At 37.6% G+C, this 22,081-nt stretch carries 20 protein-coding genes; 8 read left to right on the forward strand and 12 right to left on the reverse strand.

Annotated elements, in window-relative coordinates; all coding sequences use genetic code 11:
• Positions 1–83: 83 nt before the first annotated feature.
• The 4 genes from ACR30L_RS11715 to ACR30L_RS11730 all read left to right on the forward strand — a co-directional run bounded on the left by ACR30L_RS11715 (position 84) and on the right by ACR30L_RS11730 (position 4,158).
• Positions 84–752: a hypothetical protein gene (locus ACR30L_RS11715; RefSeq protein ID WP_435234435.1), complete on the forward strand. Its 669-nt coding sequence runs from the start codon at positions 84–86 to the stop codon at positions 750–752.
• A 362-nt stretch (positions 753–1,114) separates the two neighbouring features.
• Positions 1,115–1,543, forward strand: coding sequence for a MarR family winged helix-turn-helix transcriptional regulator (locus ACR30L_RS11720; protein WP_435234436.1), 429 nt, complete (start codon positions 1,115–1,117; stop codon positions 1,541–1,543).
• A gap of 26 nt (positions 1,544–1,569) precedes the next feature.
• Positions 1,570–2,631: an HlyD family secretion protein gene (locus ACR30L_RS11725; protein WP_435234437.1), complete on the forward strand. Its 1,062-nt coding sequence runs from the start codon at positions 1,570–1,572 to the stop codon at positions 2,629–2,631.
• 12 nt (positions 2,632–2,643) lie between these two features.
• Positions 2,644–4,158, forward strand: a complete 1,515-nt coding sequence (locus ACR30L_RS11730) for a DHA2 family efflux MFS transporter permease subunit (RefSeq protein ID WP_435234438.1) — start codon at positions 2,644–2,646, stop codon at positions 4,156–4,158.
• A gap of 288 nt (positions 4,159–4,446) precedes the next feature.
• On the opposite strand, the gene ACR30L_RS11735 is transcribed toward ACR30L_RS11730, so the two are convergent.
• The 8 genes from ACR30L_RS11735 to ACR30L_RS11770 all read right to left on the reverse strand — a co-directional run bounded on the left by ACR30L_RS11735 (position 4,447) and on the right by ACR30L_RS11770 (position 13,258).
• Positions 4,447–5,412, reverse strand: a complete 966-nt coding sequence (locus ACR30L_RS11735) for an ABC transporter permease (protein ID WP_435234439.1) — start codon at positions 5,410–5,412, stop codon at positions 4,447–4,449.
• Positions 5,413–5,415: 3 nt separating this feature from the next.
• The gene (locus ACR30L_RS11740) at positions 5,416–6,546 is read right to left on the reverse strand and encodes an ABC transporter permease (protein WP_435234440.1); all 1,131 of its coding nucleotides are present in this window, start codon (positions 6,544–6,546) and stop codon (positions 5,416–5,418) included.
• Positions 6,543–8,129, reverse strand: coding sequence for an ABC transporter ATP-binding protein (locus ACR30L_RS11745; protein ID WP_435234441.1), 1,587 nt, complete (start codon positions 8,127–8,129; stop codon positions 6,543–6,545). The genes ACR30L_RS11740 and ACR30L_RS11745 overlap by 4 nt, the downstream gene beginning before the upstream one ends.
• A 106-nt stretch (positions 8,130–8,235) precedes the next feature.
• Positions 8,236–9,240: a BMP family lipoprotein gene (locus ACR30L_RS11750; RefSeq protein ID WP_435234442.1), complete on the reverse strand. Its 1,005-nt coding sequence runs from the start codon at positions 9,238–9,240 to the stop codon at positions 8,236–8,238.
• A gap of 723 nt (positions 9,241–9,963) precedes the next feature.
• Positions 9,964–10,623 (reverse strand): 7-cyano-7-deazaguanine/7-aminomethyl-7-deazaguanine transporter, encoded by a 660-nt coding sequence (locus ACR30L_RS11755; RefSeq protein ID WP_435234443.1) that lies wholly within the window; start codon positions 10,621–10,623, stop codon positions 9,964–9,966.
• 155 nt (positions 10,624–10,778) lie between these two features.
• Positions 10,779–11,810 (reverse strand): MJ1255/VC2487 family glycosyltransferase, encoded by a 1,032-nt coding sequence (locus ACR30L_RS11760; RefSeq protein WP_435234444.1) that lies wholly within the window; start codon positions 11,808–11,810, stop codon positions 10,779–10,781.
• Between the two features lie 13 nt (positions 11,811–11,823).
• The gene (locus ACR30L_RS11765) at positions 11,824–12,393 is read right to left on the reverse strand and encodes a phosphatase PAP2 family protein (RefSeq protein ID WP_435234445.1); all 570 of its coding nucleotides are present in this window, start codon (positions 12,391–12,393) and stop codon (positions 11,824–11,826) included.
• Positions 12,394–12,550: 157 nt separating this feature from the next.
• On the reverse strand, positions 12,551–13,258 hold the full coding sequence (locus tag ACR30L_RS11770; protein WP_435234446.1) for a DUF3581 domain-containing protein: 708 nt from the start codon (positions 13,256–13,258) through the stop codon (positions 12,551–12,553).
• 196 nt (positions 13,259–13,454) lie between these two features.
• On the opposite strand from ACR30L_RS11770, the gene ACR30L_RS11775 reads away from it, so the two are divergent.
• The 3 genes from ACR30L_RS11775 to radA all read left to right on the forward strand — a co-directional run bounded on the left by ACR30L_RS11775 (position 13,455) and on the right by radA (position 16,523).
• Positions 13,455–14,279, forward strand: a complete 825-nt coding sequence (locus ACR30L_RS11775) for a TIGR01459 family HAD-type hydrolase (protein ID WP_435234447.1) — start codon at positions 13,455–13,457, stop codon at positions 14,277–14,279.
• A 146-nt stretch (positions 14,280–14,425) separates the two neighbouring features.
• Complete coding sequence (locus ACR30L_RS11780; RefSeq protein ID WP_435234448.1) at positions 14,426–15,088, forward strand: regulatory protein RecX; 663 nt, start codon at positions 14,426–14,428, stop codon at positions 15,086–15,088.
• A gap of 16 nt (positions 15,089–15,104) precedes the next feature.
• Positions 15,105–16,523: a DNA repair protein RadA gene (radA, locus tag ACR30L_RS11785; RefSeq protein ID WP_435234449.1), complete on the forward strand. Its 1,419-nt coding sequence runs from the start codon at positions 15,105–15,107 to the stop codon at positions 16,521–16,523.
• Here radA and ACR30L_RS11790 read toward each other — a convergent pair.
• The 3 genes from ACR30L_RS11790 to ACR30L_RS11800 all read right to left on the reverse strand — a co-directional run bounded on the left by ACR30L_RS11790 (position 16,520) and on the right by ACR30L_RS11800 (position 20,941).
• Positions 16,520–19,087, reverse strand: coding sequence for a sensor domain-containing protein (locus ACR30L_RS11790; RefSeq protein ID WP_435234450.1), 2,568 nt, complete (start codon positions 19,085–19,087; stop codon positions 16,520–16,522). The two genes, radA and ACR30L_RS11790, sit on opposite strands and share 4 nt — an antisense overlap.
• A 515-nt stretch (positions 19,088–19,602) precedes the next feature.
• The gene (locus ACR30L_RS11795; protein ID WP_435234451.1) at positions 19,603–20,010 is read right to left on the reverse strand and encodes a GFA family protein; all 408 of its coding nucleotides are present in this window, start codon (positions 20,008–20,010) and stop codon (positions 19,603–19,605) included.
• A gap of 13 nt (positions 20,011–20,023) precedes the next feature.
• Complete coding sequence (locus tag ACR30L_RS11800) at positions 20,024–20,941, reverse strand: LysR family transcriptional regulator (RefSeq protein ID WP_435234452.1); 918 nt, start codon at positions 20,939–20,941, stop codon at positions 20,024–20,026.
• A gap of 130 nt (positions 20,942–21,071) precedes the next feature.
• On the opposite strand from ACR30L_RS11800, the gene ACR30L_RS11805 reads away from it, so the two are divergent.
• Positions 21,072–21,593: an NADPH-dependent FMN reductase gene (locus ACR30L_RS11805; RefSeq protein ID WP_435234453.1), complete on the forward strand. Its 522-nt coding sequence runs from the start codon at positions 21,072–21,074 to the stop codon at positions 21,591–21,593.
• A 90-nt stretch (positions 21,594–21,683) separates the two neighbouring features.
• Here ACR30L_RS11805 and ACR30L_RS11810 read toward each other — a convergent pair whose 3' ends face one another.
• Positions 21,684–21,989, reverse strand: coding sequence for a hypothetical protein (locus ACR30L_RS11810; RefSeq protein WP_435234454.1), 306 nt, complete (start codon positions 21,987–21,989; stop codon positions 21,684–21,686).
• Between the last annotated feature and the right edge of the window lie 92 nt (positions 21,990–22,081).

Consider the following 22,081-nt stretch of genomic DNA (forward strand, 5'->3'; position numbering starts at 1 on the left):
TTGTGACTAGATTGGTAAAAATATATTGCTATAATGTCGGCGTTTATGAACCGAGTTAATTCTTTTTGATATTTAGGAATAGCATGTCGATACTACACAATGATTCCTTTACAGGTTCAGATAAGACCCATCAGACAATCCGAACGACATTAGCGGACTCAGCCTTTAAAACATTACTCGCTAATCGTATACCTGTTAAAATTGCCGAGAAACTATCACAGCAAATATCCGCAAATATCGATTTTTCAGAAATCTATGTATTAATTGCACAAGATATCCAAGATAACCGTCTGCCTAAGCAACGCGTTCTTGATAGGACTATCGTCCATATGTTTGAAATTTTATACAAAGTCATTTATATCCATAACGATCCGCAAACACCTGTAAAACATAAAGAGTTTTTTAATATTGTCCCTCGCGGAGAATGCCTCGACCTATTTTTACAATTGGTCAAAGAATATTGTATGGGTGATGGTGAAATTGAACGTTACACCTATAAAATAGAACCTATTATTGAATCACATAGTATTGAACATGTTATTCAATGGAATAACCTCTATCAAAGCCAAGAATTTAAAACCTATCTTTCTGGCTTACTGGATCTTATTTTAACTCACCTCCGAAATGATCATAAACCCATTCCAGCCCTTGAGAATAAAATGCCGATTCAATATCAGCCATACAGGATCAACTCATTTCTTAATAAAATATGTAAATTAAAACAAACTGGAAAATTACACTTAACCTATTAGTGATGTATTTCCCCATCAGACCACCTTTCGCGCTTTTAGCATTAAGCAATATTGCAACTGCATTTTAAAAATCACTTCTTTTTCATTCTCTATTTTACTGGTTAAAATTGTTGATTTGTTTTTTGGAAATTTATAAATAAAACAGCTACTTATATCAACTTCAGCCTCGAACCAAACCATTTTTCCTACGCGAAATTTAGTTCATATATTTAATATAATTGGTATTAAATCCATAAATGCATCGTAATTCTTTAAAAGCATTCATTCTCATTTACCATTGACAATTGATAAGTATTACTTACAATCCTCAAATTAATTTAATAAGTATCACTTACTAGTTTAACAAATGAGAACATATCATTATGAAGCAAATTTTAATTGGGTTTCTTTTATCCGATGTACTGAGGTTAATTCGCAGTAAATATAACAACAACACGGACAATAGTAACTTACCGCTTTCACAGGTGCGGACTTTATACCGTATTTCACTCAATGAAGGCGCTAAACAGGTTGAGATTGCTGAACAACTAGAAATGAAACCAATGACGTTAGTACGAATTATTGATCAACTCGTAGAAGATGAATTAGTTGAACGTCGCCCCTGCCCCAAGGATCGACGAGCATTTTTACTGTATTTAAAAAAACCAAAAGCAAATAAAGCATTAGCAGAAATCAACACACATAGTGACGAAATGTGGAAAGAAGCATTACAAGGCTTATCTCAAGAGAAAATTGATGACTTCATCTCAACGATGAACTTAATTCATGCAAATTTATCAGAAAAAAAATAACGTGATCAAGTATAGGAATAATATTAATGAATGACGCAGTAGAATTAAACTTACAAACAAAACACAGTCGACGTAAAAAACGAATTGTTTTTTTATTCGCTATTCCCTGCTTAATTATATTGGTATCACTACTGTTATATTTACGTGGTGGACGTTATGCAGAAACCGATAATGCATATTTAAAAGCAGATAAAGTTGCGATCACCTCTGAGTTATCAGGCCGAGTCGAACAAGTACTCGTCCATGAAAATGAACAGGTAAAAGCAGGTGATATACTTTTTGAAATTGATCCAATTAATTATCAGTTAGCGATTGCCAATGCTCAAGCTGCACTCGATGAGGTAAAAACAGACTTATTGTCATTGAAAGCGCAATATCGGAGTAAATTAGCTGAAATAGCAATGGCTAAAAGCCAATATGAATTTCATCAACGTGAACAAAAACGCCAGCATAATCTCGAAAAAAAGAAATATCTTTCTGCATCACAATATGATGACGCCAAACAAAAAACTCAACTAGATTTACTGAATATCAATACACTTGAAAATCAGTTACAACAAATTAAAGCCAGTTTAGGTGGCAATATCGATGCGCCAATTGAACAACATCCGAAATATTTGGCATATCAAGCACAACTTAATCAAGCAAAAGTTAATCTCACCCATACCAAAATCATCGCCCCCTTTGATGGTGTCGTAACCCAAGTGGCAAAAGCAGGACAATATATGAAACCCGGTTCAATGGCGATGGTATTAATCGCAAACCAATCACTTTGGGTGGAAGCGAATTTTACAGAAAAAGAACTGACACATGTTAAACAAGGCCAACCTGTAGAGTTAAGCATTGATCTTGCTCCTGATTATGTTTGGAAAGGAAAAGTAGAAAGCCTAAGCCCTGCAACGGGCAGCGAATTTTCAGTTATCCCAGCTCAAAATGGAACGGGAAACTGGGTTAAAGTAGCACAACGCTTAGCCGTTCGTATTCAAATAGAAGATCAACCTGATGCGCCAATTCTACGTGCAGGTTTAAGTGCGCAGGTCAGTATTGATACAGGCTATAAACGCCACCTTGCCGGTTTATCACTTTAACGAGGAAATAACATGGCAACGGCAATAACAGACAATCAACAAAAAAACCGTCTTTTTATAACTCTATCGGTTATGCTCTGCACCATTATGCAAGCGCTCGACACCACCATTGCGAATGTTGCATTACCACATATGCAAGGGGCAATGGGCGCAACTCAAGATCAAATATCATGGGTTTTAACCTCCTATATTGTTGCATCCGCTATTTGCATGCCTCTAACCGGATTTGCCTCATCTCGACTTGGTAGAAAGCGTATTTTTATGTGGTCAGTGGTCGGCTTTACCGTTGCCTCTATTTTATGTGGAGCAGCGCAATCACTTAATCAAATCATCGCTTTTCGGCTTCTTCAAGGGATATTTGGCGCCAGTTTAATTCCTTTATCACAGTCAGTTCTATTAGACACCTACCCACCTGAAAAACATGGTTCAGCAATGGCAATGTGGGGTGTTGGTGTTATGGTTGGGCCAATATTGGGTCCTTCACTTGGCGGTATATTAACTGAATACTACAACTGGCGTTGGGTATTTTATATTAATATTCCCTTTGGTATTTTAGCCTGGTTGGGACTGGCCACTTTTGTCAGTGAAACTAAAATAGATAATAAACGCCGCTTTGATTTTTTTGGATTTATTTTACTTTCATTAGCAATCGGTTGCTTACAAATGTTGCTCGATAGAGGGCAATCTCAAAACTGGTTTTCAAGCACAGAAATCCTATTAGAAACGTTTGTTTTTGCTTTAAGTTTTTATATGTTTATCGTGCATATGCTAACCCATGATCGACCATTTATTAATCCTAAAATATTTCAAGATCGTAACTTCAATTTAGGGCTTGTATGTGTTTTTATCATCGGTATTATTTTACTTGCCACCATGGCCTTACTCCCACCTTTTATGCAAAACCTAATGGGCTACCCTATTGTTGATATTGGCTTTTTATTAACACCGAGAGGCTTTGGTACCATGGCTGGCATGATGGTAGTTGGCAAGTTATCAGGTAAGGTCGATCCCCGTCATATGATGTTATTCGGACTTGCAATGATGATTATATCGCTACTTCAAATGACTCATTTCACCGCAGAGTCTAGTCAATGGGATATTATCAATAGCGGTATTATTCAAGGAATTGGTCTTGGATTTGTCTTTGTCCCTTTATCAACCATCACCTTTTCATCCTTACAACCGGAATTTCGTAATGATGGCACCTCGCTTTATAGCTTAATAAGAAATATTGGTAGCAGTATTGGTATTTCGGTGGTGATGGCTTATTTGGCTCAACGCATTCAAATCAATCACAGTGCGTTTTCATCATTTATTACACCATTTAATTTACCACTCAACTATCTCGGTGAACGTGGGATATACGATATAACAACGCCTACAGGATTAATTGCGATAAATAGTGAGGTGACACGACAGGCTAGTATACTCGCTTACTTACAAGATTTTAGATTAATGATGTGGGTTTCAGTGGCAGCCATTCCATTAGTATTGTTACTACGTGCTCCAACAAAAGCAGCAAAATAACTTTAATGCAATTTACCCTTATACGAAAGGAATTAAGTAAGTGATCAAGTCTTGCGCAGGGAAAATAAGCGCTAACAAGGCGTGAGTTGCAGGGCATAGTTGTTCTCACTTCAAAACTCACAACATAGTTAGGGGTGATTTTAACCAGCAAGAATGATCACCTTTTAATTTCCTTTGGTATTATCAATCTAAATGCATTCTTGCACCTTAAATCGCAATGGGGACTCATAAAAAAAGGCTTCTATTTGCATCACAAATAGAAGCCTTTGTATAGGTCGTTAAATCGCTTTATCGAGACTTAACGTAAGGAATACCAACTGATTTAGGACCAACCGCACGACCAATAAAGCCAGCTAATAATAAGACCGTTAATACATAAGGTAGCACTTCAATCGCCTGGACTGGAATTTCACCTACAATCGGGAAATCAACGCCTTGAAGACGAATCGCCAATGCATCTAGGAAACCAAAGAGTAAACACCCCAATAACACAGGAACAGGTTTCCATTTACCAAAAATAAGCGCGGCTAAGGCAATATACCCTTTACCAGCACTCATATTAGGTACAAAACCAGCACTGTGCGCTGTTGATAAATAAGCACCAGCAATACCCGTTAACACACCTGCACAAATAAGCGCGCGGTAACGTAACCATGCAACCGAAATACCAGCAGTATCAACTGCATGTGGATTTTCACCGGCAGCACGAAGACGTAAACCAAAACGCGTTTTAAACACAACCCACCAACAAACAGGGACTAATGCTAACGCAAGATAAACAAGGATATTATGTCCAGAAATAAGTTCACTATAAAGCAATCCAATTACTGGAACATCAGCAACCGCATCGGCACCTGGTAAAGTAATCGACGTAAAACGTTCCCCATCTGATAATGCGGGTGTTTGCCCACCAAGGCCAAACCAGAAGCGCCCAAGCGTCACCGTTAAACCAGCGGCAAGCATATTAATTGCCACACCTGAAACAATTTGATCACCACGATGGGTAATACATGCAAAACCATGCAACATAGACAAGACAACCGCCGTTGCAATCGCTGCGAGTAAACCAAGAAACACCGATCCGGTTACAGACGCCATTGCCGCCGCAGCAAAAGCCGCCGACAACATTTTACCTTCAAGGGCAATATTCACGATCCCGGAACGTTCTGAAAACAATCCGGCAAGGGCGGCTAATATTAACGGTGCAGATACCCTTAGGGTTGCATCAAGTATTAAAATTAAATTCTCATACATAATTTATGCCTCCGCTTGTAATGACGATTGCGCATTTTTCTTATTATATAAATAAGTAAAAAATCGCTCTGTTGGGTTAACCAGCATTAATGAAAGAGCCCCACTAAATAGCACAACCAAAGCCTGTACTACTTGGATCATTTCACGGTCAATATTAGGGTAATCGAAAGAAAGCTCTGCGCCACCTTGATATAAAATACCAAATAGCAAGCTTGCTAAAATAATCCCCACGGGATGATTTCGACCAATCAAACACACTGCGATTCCAGTAAAACCATAACCCGCTACAAAATCTAATTTCAATTGCTGCCCATAACCTTGTACTTCATTAAGACTTAATAGCCCAGATAAAGCACCAGAAATCAACATCACAATAATAATTAAATGCTTACTATTGATGCCACCATACTCGGCAGCCGATGGGCTTGAGCCCATTGCTCGCATTGCATAACCCCAACGCGTTCGCCATAGCAATCCCCAAACAAGCACACAACAAATAAGTGCGATAAAAAAACTTAAATTCATCGGTGAAGCAGCAAAGCTAAAACCGAACCACCCCGCTATTGCATCAAATCCGGGTAACACTGCGGATTGTTCAAATAAACGTGAAACAGGTGCCATTTGACCGTCTTGTTTCAGTACGTTTACCATTAAATACACCATCAATGATGAAGCAATAAAGTTAAACATAATCGTTGTGATAACGATATGACTACCGCGATATGCCTGTAAATAGGCAGGAATAAATGCCCATAGCGCACCAAAAGCCATACTCGCTACCATGGTAATCGGTAAAATAGCCCAGAAAGGTAATGTTTGATCAAGTCCAAGACAGACTAAACCAACCCCCAATCCACCGATATAAGCCTGACCTTCGCCACCGATATTAAATAAACCGGCAGAAAATGCGACGGCAACAGCTAACCCTGTAAAGATAAAGTTAGTGGCATAGTAAAGGGTATAACCGATCCCTTCTTGGTAACCAAGGGCACCTTCAATCATCGCTTGTGCTGCATCAATCGGATTGACATCAACGGCAATAAAGATAATCGCAGAAAAGGCAAAGGCAAAAAAGATATTGAGCAAAGGAAGAGCAAGAATACTCACCCATGCTGGGATTTTAGAATCGTTCACGCTTGCGCTCCATTATTTGTTTGTTGTGCTTCCGTGTTAAGTTCATCGGGCATAATATTTGCCATCATCATACCAAGGATTTTCTCATTGGCCTGTTCAGCACTTACTTCACCAACAACATGTCCATCAAACATAACAATGATACGATCTGATAATGCCATGATTTCGTCGAGCTCAACCGACACTAATAAAATACCTTTACGTTGATCGCGTAATTCAATAATACGTTTATGAATCAGTTCAATCGCACCAATATCAACGCCTCGTGTTGGCTGACCGATCAGTAACACATCCGGGTTTTTATCGACTTCACGTGCAATAATGAGTTTTTGTTGGTTACCACCAGAGAACAATGAACTACGTAATTTAGGGTTGCGTGGGCGTACATCCCACTCTTCCATTAAACGTGCACATTCCTGATTAATAACCGTCGGTTTATTAAGCAACTTGCCATTATATTTCGGCGAATTCTGATAACCAAGAATAGCAGACTCTTCCGCAGTAAATGACTTCACTAATCCCATCACGAGACGATCTTCTGGAATATGCCCGACACCAAGTTCGCGTATTTTTGCGGCGGAGCTAGGATGTTTAGCATCAATCGTTGTATCACCAACTTGAATTTGTCCTGAATTGGGTTGTAATAAACCAGCAAGCACACTCATCAGTTCTGATTGACCATTACCTGATACACCTGCAATACCAACCACTTCACCTGCTTTTATGTCTATCGAGACATTCTTAAGACGATCAACACCCATTTCATCAATATAGGTTAAATCCGTTGTTGAAAGTAAAGTCTGACTCGGTTGCGCTTCAGTTTTATCTACTTTTAATCGCACTTTACGTCCGACCATTAATTCTGCTAATTCTTCTTTATCGGTTTCGCTGGTTTTTCGATGTGCAACCATGGCACCTTGACGCATCACTGATACATTATCGGTTGCCGCCAAAATTTCGCGCAATTTGTGAGTAATCAATAAAATTGTCACGCCCTGTTCGCGCAACGCATCAAATATTTTAAATAAATGATCTGTTTCTTGTGGCGTTAATACGCCGGTCGGCTCATCAAGAATAAGAATTTTGGCGCCACGGTAAAGGGCTTTAAGTATTTCAACACGTTGTTGTAAACCAACGGGTAATTCTTCGATAAGTGCATCTAATGGCACGTCTAATTGATATTCTTTGGCTAATCGTTCTAATTCTGTGCGTGCTTTTTTAAGACTGGGTTTTAATAGGCCGCCTTCTTCTGCACCTAAAATTACATTTTCTAATACACTGAAGTTATCAACTAACATAAAATGCTGATGGACCATACCGATCCCATAGCTGATTGCTTCTTTAGAATTATTTAATTTACGTACTGTTCCCGATATTTTAATATCGCCAGAATCAGCTGTATAAAACCCATAGATGATATTCATTAGGGTTGACTTACCGGCACCATTTTCACCGATAATCCCGTGGATTGTTCCCGCAGGCACCTTCAGATCGATATTACAATTAGCATGCACTGCACCGAATTTTTTATCAATACCACAGAGCTCTAGGGCAATATTTTCTTCATTATGGAGTTGAGACATAAATTAGGATTCTCTTTCATTCCAGTTAAAAATTTAAAGTACTACTAAAAAAAAAGCTCCCTTATCTGGAGAAATAAGGGAGCAATAGTGCTCTACTGATAAAAATTTAGTATGTACAAGTATTATCACTCATATAATCGTGTACTTTAATTTCACCTGAAACAATTTTAGCTTTAATACCAGCGATTTTCGTTTCTAATTCAGGAGTAATTAAATCACGGTTGTATGAATCTAATGCCCAATCAACCCCATTTTCTTTCAGACCAAGACTTTGAATGCCTGGTGTAAAACTACCTGCTTCAGCATTCGTAAACACACCTAGTGTAGCAACACCTACACGCTTAACCATAGACGTTAACATCGTACCTGGTTGAAGGTAGTTTTGGTTTGAGTCAACACCAATTGCAAATTTACCTTGATCTGCAGCAGCTTGATATACACCGATACCCGTACCACCAGCAGCAGCAAATACTACATCCGCGCCCTGTGTAAATTGACTTTTAGCCAATTCTGAACCACGTGCAGGATCGGCCCATGCAGCGTTAGTTGAACCGGTCATGTTTTGCAGTACTTTTGTATCTTTATTAACGTATTTAGCACCTTGCTCGTAACCACAAGCAAATTTACGAATTAACGGAATATCCATCCCACCCACAAAACCAACGGTGTCAGTTTTTGATTCTAATGCTGCAATAGCACCAACTAGGAATGAACCTTCATGCTCTTTAAATAAAATAGATTTAACGTTTGGTAAATCAACAACACCATCAATAATAACGAAATGACTATCAGGATATTTTGCAGCAACTTTTTGTAAAGACGTTGCATACATAAAGCCAACCACAATAATAGGGCTAAAACCTTTACGCGCTAAACGCTCAAGTCCTTGCTCACGTTGTGCATCACTTGCAGGAACTAATTCACGTACGTCTACATCCGATTGTTCCATAAATTTGGCAACACCATTTTCAGCAACAGCTTGGCCAAATGATTTGTCAAATTTACCAGCCGAATCGTAAGCAACAGCAGGTTTAAAATCGGCTGCTTGTGCAACAACTGAGCAAAGTGCGATTGAAACTGCAGCGGCAGTTGTAGTTAATATTTTCTTCATAATTGTCCTTAATATATAGAGCAAGTGGGAAAAGTATGTAATTAAATTACCATCGAATTCATTATAATTATAAGCTCAAACTATCTCAAACCAATAACATCGAAAAGATTTGAAAGGCAGGTATAATCTGTACTTAAAAAACCATACTAATCCAAATATTTCATTTTAGGTACTGTTTTCATACAGAACTGATATAAATTTTACAAAGGAACTATTAAACCGTTTAAAATTTCTTCTCGAATCATCTTTCTACTTATTTTAATAAGATCTTGTTTTATTTAGTAAAAATCATTAACCAAATGGTCAGCAATTAAGCAGCCTATATTTTCCCATAAGAAAAAGTATTTTTATTGAGGTAAACAATTTACATTGCGTATCTCTTTATTAAAATCTTATTTAATTTTAAAAAGACTCACTAACGTAATTAAGCGGGTTATTAACCGTATTCAAGCTTTCTGTACTCGTCGATGTAGATTCTCCATTTTTGGTCAAATCATGCACCATATTTGCTTTTTATCGATTGAATCAAATTTCTGTTTGCTTATCCGAGTCACTCGCCTCTAACGCCGTATTCGCTTCAAGCAGAACTTTCTTTATACTTTGATTTCGTGTGTTTGAATATGAAACCGAATTAGAAATAAATATTTAGGATGGGGAAACCACCTGAATAATAATGCATTATTTAGGCGGTCTTTTTGTCATTATCAAACCGAGTCTAGGTGATTAAGCAAGTCCCTGTTTAGGTGGTAATTGAATCAATTTTTGTTCAAGCAGTTTTAATAACAAACCATAAGCAGGTAAGAATAAACCGAAGCTAACAATCAATTTAAAACTATAATCAACACTTGCGATTTCTGGCCAGTTAGCGGCCATAAAACTATCCGATGAAGCATAAAACGCCACACCAAAGAAAATTAAAGTATCGACTAAATTACCAATAAAGGTCGATGCAGCAGGCGCAACCCACCATGAACGTGTCGCACGTAATTTAGCAAAAACAGTAATATCCATCAATTGCCCAAAAAGATATGCCGCAAAACTGGCAAATGCAATGCGAAACACAAACATATTAAACATGGCTAAGGCCGCAAAACCTTGGAAATTACCCTGTTGAAAAACAACACTCACGATATAAGAAATTAATAAAGCAGGTAGCATTGCTTTAAAAATAATTTTTCTAGCGTCCTGTTGACCAAATATTCTTACGGTTAAATCCGTTGCAAGGTAAACAAAAGGAAAACTGAAAGCACCCCATGTGGTATGGAATCCTAATATTTGAAAAGGTAACTGAACCAAGTAATTACTGGCACAGATAATAAGAATGTGGAAGCTAACCAATACCATAAGGGCACGATTAGTTTGTTGCTCTGTTAAAATTAACATATTGTAGCCTTTTTAAAGTAATGCACGGGGTGAGGGAACCCGCTATTTATATAATTCAGCAAAACCTGTTGCTGTTAGACCCTTTCGGGGCGACATATTATAGTTAAATTAAAGACAAGAACAAGCATAAACAACAATCATTTCAATTTTAGCCGTTAAACTGTTTGGTTCTTTTCCCATAATGACCGATGTAACATGCTATGGTTTTGCCATTTACCGGATAAAACCCATTCCACTAATGACTTCGCCACATTAGGTAATGGTCTCGGCATACACGACTTGTCTTTTTTCAGCCAATGCGATATTTCCTCAACACTGACCGTTTCTTGAATATCTGCATACCCTAGTTTAGTCAATGCCAAGGCGTTAGCATTTTGTTCTATCTGTCCAGATAATGGTTTAGCAAGAATAGGCACGCCAAGATGAAGACATTCGCTGATTAACTCAAATCCTGCATTACAAATAACGCCCTGAGCCTTACATAAATCATATTTAAAACCTTGCAAAGAGGTTTTCCGTAAACACACATTTGTGCCGCATTGGCCATCATGTAAATCTGGGGAATATTGGATAAATTGATAATCATCTAATTGATTTAATATTTTACTGACCGCTATTTGATTCTCAAAGGGAAGATACACAACATAGGTATTATCCGTTTTTTTCCTCTTTAACTGTAAATCAATAATGGGTGGAAACACACTTTGGTCAAAGGGATGCCAATGTAACCCAACTCTGTATTTCACCGGTGCAAAATATTTTAAAATTTGTTTCCCAATATAATGATGGCTTGCAATAGGCGTATCTTCACCAAAAGAATATTGATGACCAATACCTATCGAAGGTTTATTTTGTAACTTGGCTGCCCAAGCTGTGATCGGCTCAAAATCGGTGATAATTAAATCATACTCGTCTAAAGAAAGATTATTGATGTCATGTAAAAAGACAAACATATTATTTTGAGTAACCGTTTTAAATTGATTGATATGCCCATTTTCAATCGCAAAGGTTAATCCACGTCGATGTTGATAATCACCGAAAATATCCATTCCAAATAATTTATCTTTATCTCTACCTGAAAATAGATAAGTCACATCGGCATTTTTTTCTTTCAAATACCGCGCCATAATACGGCTACGAGAAATGTGACCATTACCCGTTGCCTGTACACCATAGAGAATCTTCATTTAATAATATGCCTTACGAATTAATTGGAAATACTTCAGCAAGAAAGACTGTTTCACGAACATCAATGACAGCCAGAGTAAAATCAGCAATTAAGATACCAATCATCCCGCCCACTAAAATATCCGTGGGAAAATGCACACCGAGTAAAACACGAGATGCCCCCACTGCACTTGCCCAGATAAAAAGTGGTAGTGCTGCATCTCCGAAGTGAAAATAGCAAAGGCTTGCTAATAAAAATGCAGCCATCGTGTGCCCTGAAGGAAAACTAAAACGGTCCGACGGCACGACAACACTGGTAAAATAAGGTACGATATCTGACGGACGACGTCGTTTAAGCGTATTTTTCAATAACAAATAAAGCGCTCGCTCAACAATAAAAGCATTAATGGCCAACCAGCAAAATTTCTCCCCCTCTTCATCTAAGCAAAACCAGAGCAATGTAGGCAGAAGCAATTGACAATAACCATCACCACTGTGAGAAATTAATCGTACACAACGCATAAACTGATAATGAGTGCGAGATTTACCACACCAAATCAGCATACGTAGGTCGTATTGGTATATATAATTTAAAATAGTCATACGCTAACCATACGGTAGCATTATGAATAAAATATGACGTTTATATTGAAGTTTTATGATGACTGAAGATCATGAACGGGCTTGAGAAATATAGGAATGAGCTCAGGTGGTACAAAACACAATGATAATCCATTATCAAAGTGAGTTTTATTGTGTGCTATTTAAAAGCGGTACGACGCGCTTCATAAGCATCTGAAAATGCAGTAATTGATTCGTGCTCATAGGGTTTCAAACCTGCGATCACTAGCTTCTTAATACCACGACCAATTGTTTGCTGACCATCTGCAATATCAAAATGGAGGAAGTTATCAGCTCTCTTAGGTTTAACTTCAAAAACAGAGTCTGCTAATTCAACTTTTAATGGTCGACTCTGTGGTAATTTATCGAATTCAAAGCTCATACTGTTATACATAACCAGTGGCCGTGCAGGATTAAACATCACCCCGTGTTTTTTCATTAATGGCATCAATAATGTAGGGAAATTCTGTCCTGAAAAAACAACATAGTTTTTGATTAAAGACTCTATTAATTCCGGATCACGACTAACTTTCCCTTGTCTTGTAATTTCTAATACGCTACGACCATTTTCATTAGTAATAACAATATTTTCACCTTTATCTTCAGGAAAATTAACGCCTATATTATCACCAATCATATTCGTAAAAGTAAAGCTCATTGATTCACTAATACCATATTCATTTAAGGCAATAGAAAACAACAAATCACCTGGCACACAAAAACGCTTATTTTCAGGATCATGAATTGGATTGAAATCATGACACTGTGTTTTAGCAAAGCGGCTCGCTTGCTCTGCAGAAACACGAATGACGTTGTCACTTTTAGTGTAATAGGATTCTAATAACATTCGGGCACTCTTCTATCTGGAAACTTAAAAAAGCGGATTATATACCTATTTATCCTTAACATGCTAATCAAATGAATAACCGTTCATTATTTTTCATTATGGTGTAAGAAAAAAGAATATTGTAGTATCCTTAATAGCATGGCAAAAACATTATAAAATCATAGTCTTAGAAAATAGATTGTTAAGGTGGTTAGCAATGGAAATAATTCAGGGTCTCAAGGACATTATCAACCAATTTGATACTTTTATATTAGATCAATGGGGCGTATTACATAACGGCGGTCAAGCCTTTCCCCATGCAATTGAAGCATTACAATTCTTACAACAACAGAATAAAAAAGTCGTCATCCTTTCCAATAGTGGGAAAACCAGTCAATTTTCCTATGGTCGATTAGCCGATTCAGGCATAACCCGCGATTTATATATCGATGTACTGACCTCTGGCGATCATATGCGCCATAACTTTAAACAAGGAAAATTCAACAACCTTGGTAAAAATGCGCTTTTTTTCACCTGGGATAATGATACGACTGTACTAAATGATTGTAAGGTCAAACAAAGTAGTCCCCAAGATGCGGACTTTATTCTCTGTTCTGGCGTCGATCGTGCCGGTATAGAAAATTATATGGACGACCTTCATTTTGGTATAAAGCACGGCCTCGAATTAATCGTTAGTAATCCCGACCTTGTTGCAATGACACCCGATGGTTCCTTAAAAATGTGCCCAGGTAAAATTGCTAAAACTTATCAAGAAATGGGCGGTATTGTCCATTGGCACGGCAAACCACAACCGCAAATTTATAATATGTGCAAAGAACTGGTTGGAGGATGGGAAAATGCAATTGCAGTTGGCGATAGCTTAGAACATGATATAGCAGGTGCTAATAATGCAGATATCGCAAGTTTGTTTATCACTACAGGCATTCATTCAAAGGAAATTACCGATAAAAAAAGTATTGAAACTTTAAGCGAGAAGTTTGCTGTAAAACCTAGCTTTTATGTTGATTGGTTTAAAGTCTAATAACTCATATTTATTAGGTAGTGCTATATCCGTCGCACTACCGACAACATTCCCCGTATTTTTACCTATTTCACATTCAAAACACTGTGTGTAAAACCAGTTATCCTTTGCTATACTAAATTTATATTTCATAAAGAAGAAACTCAATGGGCTTTAATAAACCTATCAAACCCGCTAATGATATTGAAGCTGTTCGACGATCTGCTTTTTGGCACCTTGGGCGGCGGGATCATAGTGAACATGAATTACGGACTAAGCTATGCCGTAAGACTGATAATCAGACTTGGATTGAGACGGTTATTCATGAATGTTATGAATATAATTATCTGAATGACGAACGCTTTACAGAAAGCTTTATTCGCTCATCGAATAATAAAGGTTATGGAACGAATCGTATTAAACGTGATTTACAACAGAAAGGAATTGCAACAGAAATGATTCAACGGGCATTTGCCGACAATCAATACGACTATATTGAAAGTGCTGTGTTATTACTCGCTAAAAAATATAATAAACGACTCAATAATCAAAGTATAAAACAAAAAGCAATGGGCTTTCTACAAAATAAAGGGCACAGTTTTGACGATATTTTTGCAGCCATTGATATTCATAATGAAACTCAACCAGAAGATGATTGTGATTATTTAACAGAAGCAATTACCCTACTATCACGTAAATTTAAACACAACATTACAGACAGAAAAGAACATGACAAAGCCACCCGTTTTTTACTTAATAAAGGCTATCAATTTTCGGATATTAAACAGGCAATTCAAACACACAATCAGCATTTAAATAATGAGAGTTAACCTTTAGGAAAGATTAATGGCAAAGGCAAAAATTAAGATAGCGTATGTATGTAGTGAATGTGGCGCAGACTATACAAAATGGCAAGGACAATGCAGTGAATGTAAAGCATGGAATACTATTACTGAATTTCGCGAAGCAGCCTCTAGCACATCAAAATCACTAAATGCAGCCATTAATCGAAATAATAAAGTTGGCGGTTATGCCGGAACAACCAGTAATGGTGTACAGCGAATATCGACAGTTCAAGTAGAAGAAGCGGCCCGTGTCACCACCGGGTTATCAGAACTTGATCGCGTATTAGGCGGCGGTATTACATTAGGCTCAGTGGTGCTATTAAGCGGGGATCCTGGTTCAGGTAAAACCACACTACTTACTAAAGTAGCCGAAGTGATGTCACAAACCATGCCTACCCTCTATGTGACAGCTGAAGAAAGCCTTAGCCAATGGGCAAAACGTGGCGTCGAACGACTCAAGTTAAATTACAATCAGGATAATTTTTTATTATCGGATACCGATAGTGTTGAAGATATTGTCGACCAATGTATTGAAAATAACATCAAATTTCTTATTGCAGATTCTATCCAAGCATTTGAATCAAACTCCGTTGAAGGTTCAGCAGGCGGAGTTACTCAAGTTAAAACCTGTGCCAAAATATTAAACCGATTATGCAAGCAACATGGTGTGACCCTTGTGTTGGTTGGCCAAGTAAACAAAAACTCTCAAATGGCCGGGCCGCAAACACTCAAACATATTATTGATACCGCCGTGCATATCGAAGTCAACGATGCATCTGTCCGTATATTACGTGCAGATAAAAACCGTTTCGGTGATACGGAACAGGTTGGTATTTTTCAAATGACCGAAAAAGGGATGCATTCCGTCGACAATCCCAGTCGGTTATTTCTTTCTGGTAGTGAAGAACATTTTGAAGGCTCCGCAATTTCAGTCATTAAAGATGGTGCGCGTAATTTGCTTATTGAAATCCAAGCATTAGCAACTGAAGTTGAAGGTGAAAAATCAATTCGCAATTGTATTGGGGTTTCCTACAGCCGATTATCGTTAATTACTGCTGTGTTAAAAAAACACGGTGGAATCCCCACCTATTACGATATTAACATCAGTTTAGTAGGCGGTTTAAAAATGTCTGATTCAGAAACATCCACAGACATGGCGGTCACTGCTGCTTTGCTTAGTTCGATAAATTCTAAACCGGTGCCAGAAGATGCAGTATTTATTGGAGAGCTTGCATTGACGGGAGAGCTTCGTCAAGTTCCACAAATAGTCCCTCGCGTTCGAGAGGCCCTAACCCATGGTAAAAAACAAATTTATATTCCTGCAGTTGCCTACCACAAATCAATGCAACAATTTGTAAAGCCAGGACAATCGATTATTCCCCTGAAAAATATCAGAGACTTAATTGAAGCTTTAAATTAATGAACAACGACATCCCACCAGCTCGCATCAGATTGCCAGTTTGTTGTCCACTCTGACAAGGCTTTTGCGGGCATGGGTCTGGCAATGCCATACCCTTGAGCAAGAACACAACCTAACTGTAGTAATGCGACTCCATGCTCAATGCTTTCAACGCCTTCGGCAATCACTTCTCGTTTAAAAGACTTTGCCAACGCAATAACACTTTCAACAATCGCGAGATCATCGGGATCTTCTAACATATCACGCACGAAACTTTGATCGACTTTGACTAAATTCGCAGGTAAACGTCTCAAATAAGTTAACGAAGAATACCCAGTTCCAAAATCATCCAGCGCAAAACTCACGCCTAATTTCATGCAGGCTTTCATTATTTCAGCTGCGTTATTGACGTCAGACATACCAATCGTTTCTAACACCTCTAGTTCTAATAAATGAGGTGAAACCGTTGGATGAGACTCAAGTAATAATTGTAAACGTTCGATAAAGTTACTTTGTTGCAACTGTTGTGCACTAATATTAACACTGACTGAAATATCTAATCCTAATGCCTGCCAAGTTTCAATCTGTTTTAATGCACTATCAATCACCCACTCATCAAGTTCAAGGCTAAGTGGATGATTTTCAATCACGGGCAAAAAATCATTCGGAGGGATCAGGCCCTGTTCAGGGTGTATCCAACGAATTAATGCTTCAACACCGACTACAACACCAGTTTGCATATTCACCTTGGGTTGGTAATACAATACAAATTCATCATTATTCAATGCAAACTTAATACGCTGCAATTTATCAAATTGAGTTTGCAGCGCTCTATTTTGTTGAGTGTCGAAAAGATGGTAACGATTTTTTCCTTCTTGTTTGGCAATATACATGGCTTGATCCGCATGACGAATTAACAGATCAGCATCAGCATCATCCTGCGGATAAATAACAACACCTATACTGGCTGATACCTGCACTTCAATATTACTCTCGGGCAAGATCACGGGACGGGAGATAAAATTCAGTAATCGCGTTAATATCAATTCACATTCAGCAATTTGACTAAAATCAGTAAACACCGCAACAAATTCATCACCCCCTAGTCGAGCTAAGGTATCACTGCCACGTAATATTTCTTTCATTCGACGAGAAATAATCACTAATAATTGATCGCCTATCTTATGCCCATATTGATCATTGACCTCCTTGAAACCATCTAAATCAAGAAAGGCAACGGCCAATAAACGCTTGTAACGTAGACAGGTCGCCATTGTTTGGGTTAAACGATCCGATAATAATGTTCGATTGGGTAAATCGGTCAAGCTATCGTAGTACGCCATATACTCAAGTTGGCCTTGATGGTCTTTTAATTGACTCATATCAGTAATCAAACCAACATAATTAACAACTTTATTAGACTCATCACACACACTCGATATCGTCAATGTACCGGGATAAACTTCCCCATTTTTTCGGCAGTTCCAAATTTCACCGCGCCAATACCCTTCCGCTAAAAGCTGCTCCCACATTACCTGATAAAAATCGGTTGAATGACGTCCTGATTGAAGGATATTCGGATTTTTACCAATGACTTCATCGCGTTCGTACCCGATCATTTGAGTAAAACTGTCATTCACTTCAAGGATTTTGCCTTCAGCATCGGTGATCACGATGGTTTGCCCACTGTAGGTAAATACATTGGCTGCTAATTTCAATTTTTCCTGTGTTTGTTTAATTTCTGAGATATCGATATTGGTACCAAGCATTCTAAGAGGCTGATTTTCTGAATCTTTAAATACTTTTGCAACGGCTTTGATATGAATAATTTCACCATCACGGCCGCAAATACGATACTCCGAATCAAAAGGTAACTCACCAACAATCGCAACTTGTAGCTCATCAATGACACGTTCAAAGTCATTGGGATGAATAGACTTTTTCCATACATCTAATATATCTTCAGTGATGCTTGTGGGTATCTGATAAAGTGCATACATGGAATCATCCCAAACAACAGCTTGAGTCACTAAATTCCAATCCCAAATCCCAATGCCATTACTTAATGCAGCCAAGGACAAACGTGCTTCATTTTCTTGAATAACAGACTGTGTTTTTTTACGCTCCGTTATATCTCGACCTTGAAATAAAACATGTTTTTTCTCAGGATTTGTTACTAAGTAATGTTCAATGGCCACGGCCCTAAATTCAAAAGTAAGTGCATTCTTATAATCAGGTAATCTTGGAATACTTTCAAATTCAAAACTATATACCTGTTTAGATTCAATAACTTCATCTATAACCGTCGTGATTTTTTCCAACTTATCATCGGGTAAAATATCACTTAAATGCTTACCTATAACGTCTGTTTGATGGAGAAGCTGAATATCACCAAACATATCAACATAAAAACCATCTTCATCAATAATCAAACAAACATCGCATTGCACCCGACTAAACGCTTGAAAAGCTTCATAGGTTTGTCGAAGTTGGGTAATAAGCAGTTCATTACCAGGTTGCATTTTCAACTTCTCAATCGCTTTGAGTTGTACTTCTAACCTAGCTGATAATTGTGTTTGATTCATTCAGTGCTTACCCTAACAACAGTGATCTACTTAATATTATGCATTCAGTATAATATCAAAATAACAATAACCCTTAATACTAACAAAATTGAGTATGACATTTTTCTAAAATGGCACTTTTAATCATTTTTAGAATCAGATTAACGCAAAAACTTAACATCATTAATATTGAAAATACAACAGGATACCGAACCAAAACATGAATATCTTTATTTATTTGTACAGAGACGAAATAAGAACGATATAAACTAATAGCTAATAAAAATGCAGATATCAATAGCCGATTAATAATCTAAGATAACACCAAAGATACAGGTGAAATTTGCATTGCAAACACCGCCGTTTTCATCGGAAATACAGTCGATTGATAATAATTATAAATAGACGGCAATATATACCCGTTAGATCTTCACCTTTATGCCTAGAATCTGCTCACCTCTCGTCTTGCTGATTTCTGCATCTTGAATGGTAACGGGTATAAACCGATTTGAAAATGACAATGCAGTTATTTTCTCTTAGCTTGGCATATTTTCAAAGGTGTTAGTATCATTTAGAATATCGTCCCAATTTCCTTTACTTTCTGTAAAAATATGTGCCTGCGGTTTAATATCAATATCATTGTCTAAACAGCCAGCAGGTAGAACAACCATATCACGAGATTCAACATAAATAGGCATAGTTGAACTACAAATAGAACAGAATTGACGTGCAAAATTAGCACCTTCAAGTTTGTAAAAACTCAATTTATCTTCTCCTTGTAACCAGCTTAACTTTCCACCTGGTGCAAATAAATTCGCGCAATGGGCCGATCCTGATATTTTACGACAACGGCTACAATGGCAGAGAAAGAATTTCTTAAATTCCCCCTGCATTTCAAATTTAACCGCACCGCATAAGCAACTGCCCTTGTGAGTTTCTAGCATTTTTTCTTTCCTTCTATAATTTGCATTGCGAATCGCCTAATTGGTCTATCACAAAATCAATAAAACTGCGTACTTTAGCAGACATATGTTTCCGACTTGGGTAAACCAAATAGACACCGATTGTTGGCTTGGGGAAACTAGGAAACAGTTCAACTAACTCCCCACTCTCTAACTCCTGTTTTAACGCAAATTTAGGTGTTCGAAAAACCCCTTGGCCTGCGACGGCCAGATCAATTGCTAATGAGGTGTTATTGGTAATAACCTGACTTTCTAAGTGCACCTGAATCTGTTCTCCTGCTTGATCTTCAAACTGCCAAATATTAGGTTGTTTTAAATTACTATAACTAATAATTTTATGGCGTGCTAATTCATAAGGATGCGCAGGCTCGCCATTCTTAGCTAAATAATCCGGAGAAGCTAAAACAAGCGCTTCTGATTGACTAATCCGACGACTAATTAATGTCGAATCTTCAAGTTGTGTCGTTGCTCGAATAACGATATCAAAGCCATCCGCAATCAAATCAATTTTACGGTCATTCAGCTCAACTTCCAGTTGGATTTTAGGATACTTTTCAGTAAAAACACTCAAAATAGGACTCAAGCTAGATAATCCATAGGACACAGGACAGCTTACACGGAGTAAACCTTGCGGTTCTCCTTGCTTACCAATAATCGCATTTTCCGCCTGTTCTGCATCTTCAATAATTTGCTGACATAATTGATAATACAATTGCCCCTCTGGTGTAAGGCTCAAGGTTCGTGTCGTTCGATGCATTAATCGAACACCTAAACGTGCTTCTAACCTATTCACTTCTTTACTGATATAGGACGTTGAATGACCTGTCCAATCCGCAGCTAAGGTAAAACTACCCGACTTTATAACCTGTACAAAAATTACCATGCCATCAAGCAACGTACTTTTAATAGACATACCCCACCTTCTTTTTAAAATACGTATTAGCAGCCATTTGGAAACAATCAATCCACAAAAACAGTATTAATTAATAAATAACTTTAAGTTAGAGTGTATCTATCCAATCAGATAAAATAAAGGAATGACTATGAAAGTACTCGCTTTTGCCGCATCAAGTAGTAGAAACTCAATCAATAAACAATTAGCTAACTTCACCGCTTCACAAATTCCAGAGGCGCAAGTTGAGCTATTAGATATTAACGATTATGAAATGCCATTATTCAGTGAAGATCGTGAGAAAGAACTTGGACACCCCACATTAGCTAAGGCTTTTTATCAAAAATTGGGTGAAGCAGATATTATTGTTATCGCGTTTGCGGAACATAATGGCTCCTATACTGCAGCCTATAAAAACTTATTCGATTGGACATCACGTATCGATATGAAAGTATTTCAGAATAAACCTGTGATTATGTTAGCAGCCTCTCCTGGCCCTGGTGGAGCAACATCAGTATTAGCATCTGCACAGGGCTCAGCGCCGTTTTTTGCCGCCGATCTAAAAGGCGCGATTTCAGTTCCTAATTTTTATGATAATTTTGATTTAGAGAATGGCCAAGTAACCAATAAGACATTATTGGAAGAATTACAAAAAGTGATTGCTAAGTTATAAAATAGCTTTTCAAAAGTTAGCGTTGTTTATCGGCAACAGTCCAATAAACAACGTTCAATGTTCCCATGTCAATCCATCATGGATTAACTATCATGACTTATTCCGCTCTTCTAAATCAGCAATAACTGAACGCGCCTCTTTCAATGACGCGCCTGAATGCAATCGATATAATTTAATGGCTTTAACACGATTCCCTTCCTTAATTGATTGTAAAATATCAAGTGGAATATTTTTATAGGGATCGAATTCAACACCTAAATAATCAATAATAGCATCAAGTTTATTATCAATAGTTCGGGTAGATACTGTTGATTTTATCGCTTTGAATGACAAAGATTGACCAATCACCACGCCAAAAATCAACGCTACAATTATTTCTATTTCACTAAATACCATATCGATACCTTACATCTAACTCGGTTAATACAAAAAAAGCAATTTCATAAGAGGCATCATCGTTCTCCTCATATTATTAAAATGTAGTCGTC

The organism is Psychromonas saccharinae (assembly GCF_051201515.1).
Taxonomy (GTDB): domain Bacteria; phylum Pseudomonadota; class Gammaproteobacteria; order Enterobacterales; family Psychromonadaceae; genus Psychromonas.